The organism is Wohlfahrtiimonas larvae (genome assembly GCF_002006755.1).
In the GTDB taxonomy this organism is placed as follows: Bacteria; Pseudomonadota; Gammaproteobacteria; order Cardiobacteriales; family Wohlfahrtiimonadaceae; genus Wohlfahrtiimonas; species Wohlfahrtiimonas larvae.
The window spans coordinates 20,880-28,105 of record NZ_MVDO01000085.1; the positions used below are offsets into that span (position 1 = coordinate 20,880).

At 35.1% G+C, this 7,226-nt stretch carries 12 protein-coding genes and 1 tRNA gene; 8 read left to right on the plus strand and 5 right to left on the minus strand.

Translation table 11 applies throughout. From position 1 onward, the window contains the following. Positions 1-90 precede the first annotated feature (90 nt). From BZK14_RS05475 to cobC, 7 genes are read left to right on the plus strand one after another with little or no spacing between them, the layout of a single operon-like run. Entirely contained in the window at positions 91-618 is a 528-nt protein-coding gene (locus BZK14_RS05475) for a UPF0149 family protein (protein ID WP_077925552.1), read from the plus strand. Beyond that, entirely contained in the window at positions 615-1,247 is a 633-nt protein-coding gene (gene eda / locus BZK14_RS05480) for a bifunctional 4-hydroxy-2-oxoglutarate aldolase/2-dehydro-3-deoxy-phosphogluconate aldolase (RefSeq protein WP_077925553.1), read from the plus strand. Before BZK14_RS05475 ends, eda begins: the two co-directional genes overlap by 4 nt. Before the next feature lies 1 nt (position 1,248). Beyond that, positions 1,249-1,893: a LysE family transporter gene (locus BZK14_RS05485; protein WP_077925554.1), complete on the plus strand. Its 645-nt coding sequence runs from the start codon at positions 1,249-1,251 to the stop codon at positions 1,891-1,893. Between the two features lie 38 nt (positions 1,894-1,931). Next, entirely contained in the window at positions 1,932-2,462 is a 531-nt protein-coding gene (gene cobU / locus BZK14_RS05490; RefSeq protein ID WP_077925555.1) for a bifunctional adenosylcobinamide kinase/adenosylcobinamide-phosphate guanylyltransferase, read from the plus strand. Then, complete coding sequence (cobT, locus tag BZK14_RS05495) at positions 2,459-3,502, plus strand: nicotinate-nucleotide--dimethylbenzimidazole phosphoribosyltransferase (RefSeq protein ID WP_077925556.1); 1,044 nt, start codon at positions 2,459-2,461, stop codon at positions 3,500-3,502. The genes cobU and cobT overlap by 4 nt, the downstream gene beginning before the upstream one ends. Continuing rightward, entirely contained in the window at positions 3,499-4,257 is a 759-nt protein-coding gene (locus BZK14_RS05500) for an adenosylcobinamide-GDP ribazoletransferase (RefSeq protein WP_077925557.1), read from the plus strand. Before cobT ends, BZK14_RS05500 begins: the two co-directional genes overlap by 4 nt. Then, positions 4,254-4,784, plus strand: a complete 531-nt coding sequence (gene cobC / locus BZK14_RS05505) for an alpha-ribazole phosphatase (protein WP_077925558.1) — start codon at positions 4,254-4,256, stop codon at positions 4,782-4,784. The genes BZK14_RS05500 and cobC overlap by 4 nt, the downstream gene beginning before the upstream one ends. On the opposite strand, the gene BZK14_RS05510 is transcribed toward cobC, so the two are convergent. The 5 genes from BZK14_RS05510 to BZK14_RS13245 are packed head-to-tail and all read right to left on the minus strand — an operon-like array spanning position 4,774 to position 6,819. Further along, complete coding sequence (locus BZK14_RS05510) at positions 4,774-4,959, minus strand: hypothetical protein (protein WP_077925559.1); 186 nt, start codon at positions 4,957-4,959, stop codon at positions 4,774-4,776. The two genes, cobC and BZK14_RS05510, sit on opposite strands and share 11 nt — an antisense overlap. 24 nt (positions 4,960-4,983) lie before the next feature. After that, positions 4,984-5,256 (minus strand): GIY-YIG nuclease family protein, encoded by a 273-nt coding sequence (locus BZK14_RS05515; protein WP_077925560.1) that lies wholly within the window; start codon positions 5,254-5,256, stop codon positions 4,984-4,986. Continuing rightward, complete coding sequence (locus tag BZK14_RS05520) at positions 5,253-6,266, minus strand: CNNM domain-containing protein (RefSeq protein ID WP_077925561.1); 1,014 nt, start codon at positions 6,264-6,266, stop codon at positions 5,253-5,255. Before BZK14_RS05520 ends, BZK14_RS05515 begins: the two co-directional genes overlap by 4 nt. A gap of 44 nt (positions 6,267-6,310) precedes the next feature. Further along, positions 6,311-6,667 (minus strand): DsrE family protein, encoded by a 357-nt coding sequence (locus BZK14_RS05525; RefSeq protein WP_245831179.1) that lies wholly within the window; start codon positions 6,665-6,667, stop codon positions 6,311-6,313. Next, positions 6,664-6,819, minus strand: coding sequence for a hypothetical protein (locus BZK14_RS13245; RefSeq protein WP_171973644.1), 156 nt, complete (start codon positions 6,817-6,819; stop codon positions 6,664-6,666). Before BZK14_RS13245 ends, BZK14_RS05525 begins: the two co-directional genes overlap by 4 nt. A 167-nt stretch (positions 6,820-6,986) precedes the next feature. Between BZK14_RS13245 and BZK14_RS05530 the strand changes: the two genes are divergently transcribed. After that, a tRNA-Gln gene (locus BZK14_RS05530) sits at positions 6,987-7,061 on the plus strand. Positions 7,062-7,226 lie beyond the last annotated feature (165 nt).

Here is a 7,226-nt window from a genome sequence, read left to right on the forward strand (position 1 = left end):
TTATCAAAAAAAACAAAATCGTGATGGATTAAAGATTTTATTCTTGGGATAATCATTGCTTATTTATAGTTTAAATGTAAGGAAGCAGTCATGAGCGATGAAATTTTATATAGTGAATATGAAGATGTATTAGTGGGTATCAATCCTTCAGAAGCTCAAGGGATGCTGATTTCTTACATTTGTGCTGAGCCTAATGAAGCTATTTTATTATGGATCAAGGAGCTATCTCGCATTACAAACGATGGCATTAAAGAAGGTGATCTTTTAGTTGCACTTTACAAAGATACAGTACAAGCATTGAATGATTTGGATTTCACATTCTCACCATTATTACCAGAAGCTGATGTTTACCAAAGAATTAAAGCACTACAACAATTTGCTGAAGGCTTAATTTATGGCATTGGTATCAATCACCTAAAATTAGAAAATCTAACAGTAGAAAATGATGCTTATGAATTTATGAATGATTTGATCGAATTCACTCACACAACTTTCGAAGCTGAAGATGAAGTCAATGACGAAGAAACTGAACAGGATTTTGAAGAGATATTAGAATTCGTTCGCATGGGTATTTTATTGATCTATCATGAAACATTAAACCAAGGAAAGCGTGAATGAGCAAATGGCTAACAACACTTAAAGAAACAAAAATCATTCCTTTAATTGCTGTGAATGATTTAGATCAAGCAAAACAGATGATGCAGCTTTTAGTAGAGGCAAACATTTTAGTGGCTGAGATTGGCTTTAATCAGCCCAATTCTAGCCAAATTTTAACAGCACTCAAGCATGAATATCCTGAAGCGCTATTTTTAGCGGGTGGCATTATTCAACAAGAGAGCGCTGCCTTAGCGATTGAATCTGGCGCTGATATTTTAATCACACCCAGCATCAATCCTAAAATTTTAAAATTTGCTCAAAATAATGATTGCCCTATTATTCCTGGTGTTAACACACCCTTGTCCCTTGAAATGGCATTAGAAAACAATATTTCATTAGTGAAATTTTTCCCCGCCGAAGCATCAGGCGGTGTGAAATTAATCAAAGCACTCAATAGTGTCTATCCTAATATTACGTATATTCCTAGTGGTGGCATTGATGATTCTAATATTGATGAATATTTTGCTCACAAAAATGTCATTGCTTGCGGGACGGGCTTTATTTCTGAAACAAAGCAAATCCAAAAAGGTAATTGGCGTTTACTAAAAACCCGAATCAAAACCATCCAATCTATCTTGAAGTACACATAATATGTTTTTATTACTCATATCCATCGCAACCACTCAATTAGTTGCATTGGCCTCTCCTGGGCCTGATTTTTTCTTTGTATCCCAAGTTGCCGCTAGCTCCACGCGTAGGCAGAGCTTTCGTGCTGTTTGTGGCATTACTTTAGGCGTATTTGTTTGGGCTTTATTAGCCATTTTAGGCTTAAATATTGTTTTAAAACAATTTCCTATTTTACATAGAGGTATTATGATACTGGGCGGTAGCTACTTGCTATACTTAGCTTATCTTTTAATACAATCTGCCATATCTGCACATCAAGCTAAAAATACGTCCTCTGAACCCAAATTACCAACAGTTCGTAGCCAATTCTTTCTCAAAGGTTTATTGACAAACTTATCTAACACCAAAGCTTTGATCTATTTTGTCAGCGTCTTTTCTGCCATTGTCACAGGATCAGTAGACATTGGTACAAAAAGTATCATCTTAGGTTTGATTGTCGTAGAAACATTTCTTTGGTTCTTATTTGTGGCTTATATTTTTTCTCTACCCAAAGTAAAAGCAAAATACCAAGAATATACTCAATATGTAGATGGCGCTGCAGGCATATGTTTCTTATTTTTTGGTGGATGGCTTGTTTATACGGGCTTATTCAGTCACTTAAATATTTAGCTTGCATTTAAGTAAAATATTATCTAGGCGCTAAGATAATGATTATACATAAAAAAATCACATTAATCACAGGCGGGCAAAGATCTGGCAAAAGCAGTTTTGCTGAGCGCTATGCACTCTCTTTGTCTGAATCCCCGATTTATCTTGCCACTTCTCGAATTTGGGATGATGATTATTTACAACGCATCAAGCGCCATCAAAAAGATCGAAATCATCAATGGCAAAATATTGAGGAAGAGAAATATCTCAGCCAACACCACTTTGATCAAAAAGTAATCGTTATAGATTGTATTACATTATGGACAACTAATTTCTTTTTTGATCAATCTCAAGATTCATTGGATGATATTTTTCAAATCATTATGAAAGAATTTAATCAGTTTACTCAATCTAATAATCATTATATCTTTGTCACCAATGAAATTGGATTAGGGGGTATATCTATGGATCCTATACAACGTAGATTCACTGATTTACTCGGATGGATTAATCAAGCAATTGCCGATAAAGCAGATAATGTCACATTCATGATCTCTGGCTTGCCCATGCAACTGAAAGGAAAACTATGAGAACTTATCATATTGAAACATTGGATGAAATCTTTAGAAAATCAGTGCAAGAATATATTGATAGCTTAGCAAAACCTGTTGGCTCATTAGGCAAACTTGAGGGTGTTGCGCGTAAAATTGCAACCATCCAAAATACATTACGACCAGAACTCAAAAATCCTCATCATCTGCTCTTTATCGCAGATCATGGCATTGCAGACGAAGGCACTAGCCCTAGCCCGAAAGAGATCACATGGCAACAAGCCATTAATATCACACAAAATGGTGCAGGCATTAATATTTTTACAACACAGCATGATTTCAAACTACTGATCGTAGATGCTGGCACAGATTATGATTTCCCTCAAGACCTTGGCATTATTGATCGAAAGATTCGTAAAGGTACACGAAACTTCTTGCATGAAGCCGCCCTAACATTTGATGAAGTAGAAACAGCATTAACATATGGCGAAGAAATTGTATCGTTAGCCGCTCAAAATAACTGTAATATTGTCTCCATTGGTGAACTAGGCATTGGCAATACTTCGGTTGCATCTATATGGATGTCCCTACTTACAAATATTCCACTCGAACAATGTGTTGGGGCTGGCTCAGGATCTAGTGAAGGATTCACATTAAGGAAATATGAAATCTTACAACAGTCCGTTAATCGTTATACTGGTCCACTCACACCTATGACTATTATGTCAGAATTTGGTGGATTAGAAATGATTATGGCTGTCGGTGCGATGCTACGCGCTGCGGAATTAAAAATGACTATTCTCATTGATGGCTTTTTAATGAGTAACTCTTTATTAATGGCTTCACACATCAATCCAGAAGTTGAACAGTATGCGATCTTTAGCCATAAAAGTGAAGAAAAAGGCCACAGTTTATTATTGGAATATCTAGGTGTTGAACCATTGCTTCATCTAAACTTTTATTTAGGTGAAGGTACAGGTGCCGTTTGCGCTTATCCACTAATTGCATCGAGTGTACGCATGATGAACCAAATGAAAAGCTTTGAGGAAAGTAGAATTTCTAATATTCCATCTTTATGATGTTCATCACTGCTTTAATTTTTTTTACACGTTTACCTTTGTGGCGCTGGTTTTCCGTACCAAGCCAAAATTTTCAACGTGTTATTTATTATTGGCCATTTATAGGTTGGATAACATCCGGTTTAATGATCAGCACATTGCTGATTACTAATAATTTTCTACCATTATCCATCACAATCGTTTTAACCATGATCAGCCGAGTCATTTTAACGGGTGCTTTACATGAAGATGGATTGGGCGATTTTTTAGATGGCTTTGGTGGTGGTCATTCTAAAGAAAAAATTCTTGCCATAATGAAAGATAGCCATGCCGGCATATATGCAATTTTAGGCCTAATCCTCTATTTTCTACTGACATATAATATTATGCTCTCGATCGAATATCATCTATTGATCATATTCATATTCATCACCGATCCATTCTGTAAAATGATTAGTAGCTTGATTACTATCCGCCTGCCTTATGCTAGAACAATCGATACAAGTAAAATCCAAGCCATTTACAGCCAACCAAGCATCAAAGATATCTCTGCTACGCTATTTTTTGGCTTACTGCCATTATTCGCAGCTTTATGGTTTTCTCTAAGTTTTTGGTACATACTTGCAATCATCACACCTATACTATTATTTTTTATATTAACCCAATGGATGAACAATAAGATCCAGGGTTATACTGGCGACTGTGCTGGCGCATTATTTCTGTTATTAGAGCTATCTATGCTATTAACCTTAACCGCTATTCACACTGTACTATGAAACTTATTTTAATCCGCCATACCTCTTTAAATATTGCTTCTGGCATTTGCTATGGACAATCAGATATTGATGTTAGCAGCACATTTATTAATGAAGCAGACATCATCAAAACACAATTAAGTGATTATCAATTTGATGCTACATATACAAGCCCATTGCAGCGCTGCGTTAAATTGGCTAATTTTTGTGGTTTTCCTGATGCAATTCAAACACCACAATTAATGGAATTAAACTTTGGAGATTGGGAAGGTAAACTGTGGGATGATATTAATGATCCTAATTTGCAAAACTGGTTCAATGATTGGCTCCACATACCAGCTACAAATGGAGAGTCATTTATAATGCAATATCAACGTTATGTTGAATTTGTGGAAGCAATCAAAATAAAGCATGCTGATCAAACAATCGCCCTATTCACTCATGGAGGAATATTGCATTGCGCTCGCATTCATGCTGGTCTTGATCAATTTGATAACACTTTTGAACACAAGCCAGCATATGGTGAAATCTTGACAATTAATCTCTAAAATTTAATAAAAAATTGTGAGAGTCAAAATCTAAAGACCGAACATCTGAACGATTGGATAATTTTGAGATTTGTTTAACATCGTTCTTTGGCGTTACTGCCATTACAGGTGTTAAAACAACACCAACCAATAATAATGAACCTATTTTTAAAAAATTACGACGTGAATCATTCATACTTACCATTTTTCCACTGTCCTCTTATTCATCTTTAATGTATGACAAATATAACTCTTTTTCTTTACGAGACAATTGCTTAAAAGCATATTCTTGCTTCATTGCTTCACTTTTTGTTGCAAATATTTCAAAGTGTAGCAAAGACAAAGGGCGTCGTGTAGCAACTCGCGTATATTTAGCACCCACACCATCATTATGTTCTTTTAATCGTCTTCTGATATCAGTAGTATATCCCGCATAGAATGTACCATCATAACATCTTAAAACATAAAAATAATGCACTTCCTCATGCTTCATGATTGATTGCGGCTCTCCCAACGCTTCTTAGCCAATAACCGCATATCTACTACAATATCTGTTTCATCAACGATCTCTTCACCAATGATTTTTTCAATCATATCTTCTAATGTAATCACACCTAACCAGCTACCAAATTCATCATAAATAAAAGCTAAATGCTGTTTATGATCTAATAACCTTCTAAATGCTGTTTTTACACTACTTGTATCTGGTAAAACTAATGGCGGTTCTGCAAAATCTAATACTGTTTTACCAGAAGCTACCAAATCCACATAATCATGGCGAAAAAATACACCTAATGGCGCTTCCTGTTCATCAATAATGGGATAACGAGAAAATTGGTTTTGATCAATCGTTTCTTTTAAATCATCATAACTAATATTAGGGTGAATCGCTGCTGTTACAACCCTTGGCGTCATAATTGAAGTTAAGTCCACCTCATTGAGATCTAAAATATTTGAAATCACGGTCTGCTCTTTAGGCTCAATTTTACCTAGATCCCTTGCGAGAATAGCCAAGGCTTTAATTTCTTGTTTTAAATTTACATCCACTTTATGATTACCAATCATTCTCATAATCAAATCAGAGAGCCAAATAAAAGGCGCTAAACAAACAATCATAGGATTTAAAATGGTTGGTAATATTTTTGCGAGCTCTCGCCAATATTTTGCACCTAAAACTTTGGGAATAATTTCAGATAAAACTAAAATTAAAACGGTCATAACAGCAGAAGCGACTCCCAAATAAGCATTACCATATAATTTAGTAACCTGAGCACCAACACCTGCTGCCCCTGCAGTATGTGCAATAGTATTCAGTGTTAAAATCGCAGCCAATGGGCGATCAATCTTATCTCGCAATTTTTTTAATTTAGGATACAAATTTGGCGCATCCATTTTTTGTTGGGAGATAAAACTTGGTGTTAATGATAACAAAGCCGCTTCTAAAATAGAGCACACAAAAGAAATTGCAATCGCAACCACAACAATGGCAAATAAAATTAACATTGATCTCTCATTATGATAAAAACTGACCGATATTATATAACTTTTTAGGGTTTAATATAAGCAAAGCCTTCATGCTGTTTACGTACTAATTCCATAACCGCAGCAGATACAATCCTTACAAAATCAGGTAATTGATGCTCCTGAATATCTAACCCCCTCATAGAGTTGTGGCAAATATTCAGTGTAACATTCTGCTGAACTAAATTCCTAAAAGCATGATATTTCTCTGGCATCAAATAACCTTTAACGGCCTGAGCATTAGCAATAACAATAATATGTGCATTGCTGACATCAATTTCTTTCAATAGATTATTCACATTGGCAATCACCCGATCCCATTTATCAATCTCATCAACATGAAAGACAACTTTAAAAACTTCAAAATTCATAATTTTATTCATCCAGGTGCCAAGCCCGCCCATATTCCTAGCATTTTAGTTAATTTTGCCAACACATACATAGATAAACCACCGCCTATGCATAAACCAACTAACCATAACCATTGATTTTTAGGCGATTGATTATCCTCTGATTTTTGATGATCTTCGTTCATTATACGCTCCATCACTGTTATTAGATGCTTATAAAAAAATAACAGACAATCTATCCAAAAACAAACTTAAGGTTTATGATCGACTAAAATTTATTCATTCTTATACTTGACGAATGATTTAATGTTGCCTATAATTCTCAGCTCTTACGGTCAATGACCTAAGTAATTGGGCTATAGCCAAGCGGTAAGGCAGCGGGTTTTGATCCCGTCATTCCTAGGTTCGAATCCTAGTAGCCCAGCCAAATTAAAAAGCGATTAACATTGATTTGTTAATCGCTTTTTTCATATCTATATATGTGATTTAAATATATTTAGCATCACCCACAAAAGAGCAATGCCAGCTATTCTTCTCAAATATCACTATTAAAATAATATTCTTACAGCTAATGCAGATAAAGTTATCAATA

Excerpts from the sequence above, each read along its gene's own strand:
- BZK14_RS05475 (WP_077925552.1), top strand. The coding sequence starts at position 91 with ATGAGCGATGAAATTTTATATAGTGAATATGAAGATGTATTAGTGGGT.
- eda (WP_077925553.1), top strand. The coding sequence starts at position 615 with ATGAGCAAATGGCTAACAACACTTAAAGAAACAAAAATCATTCCTTTA.
- BZK14_RS05510 (WP_077925559.1), bottom strand. The coding sequence starts at position 4,959 with ATGAATGATTCACGTCGTAATTTTTTAAAAATAGGTTCATTATTATTG.
- BZK14_RS05515 (WP_077925560.1), bottom strand. The coding sequence starts at position 5,256 with ATGAAGCATGAGGAAGTGCATTATTTTTATGTTTTAAGATGTTATGAT.
- cobT (WP_077925556.1), top strand. The coding sequence starts at position 2,459 with ATGAGAACTTATCATATTGAAACATTGGATGAAATCTTTAGAAAATCA.
- cobC (WP_077925558.1), top strand. The coding sequence starts at position 4,254 with ATGAAACTTATTTTAATCCGCCATACCTCTTTAAATATTGCTTCTGGC.
- BZK14_RS05520 (WP_077925561.1), bottom strand. The coding sequence starts at position 6,266 with ATGTTAATTTTATTTGCCATTGTTGTGGTTGCGATTGCAATTTCTTTT.
- cobU (WP_077925555.1), top strand. The coding sequence starts at position 1,932 with ATGATTATACATAAAAAAATCACATTAATCACAGGCGGGCAAAGATCT.
- BZK14_RS05485 (WP_077925554.1), top strand. The coding sequence starts at position 1,249 with ATGTTTTTATTACTCATATCCATCGCAACCACTCAATTAGTTGCATTG.
- BZK14_RS05525 (WP_245831179.1), bottom strand. The coding sequence starts at position 6,667 with ATGAATAAAATTATGAATTTTGAAGTTTTTAAAGTTGTCTTTCATGTT.
- BZK14_RS05500 (WP_077925557.1), top strand. The coding sequence starts at position 3,499 with ATGATGTTCATCACTGCTTTAATTTTTTTTACACGTTTACCTTTGTGG.
- BZK14_RS13245 (WP_171973644.1), bottom strand. The coding sequence starts at position 6,819 with ATGAACGAAGATCATCAAAAATCAGAGGATAATCAATCGCCTAAAAAT.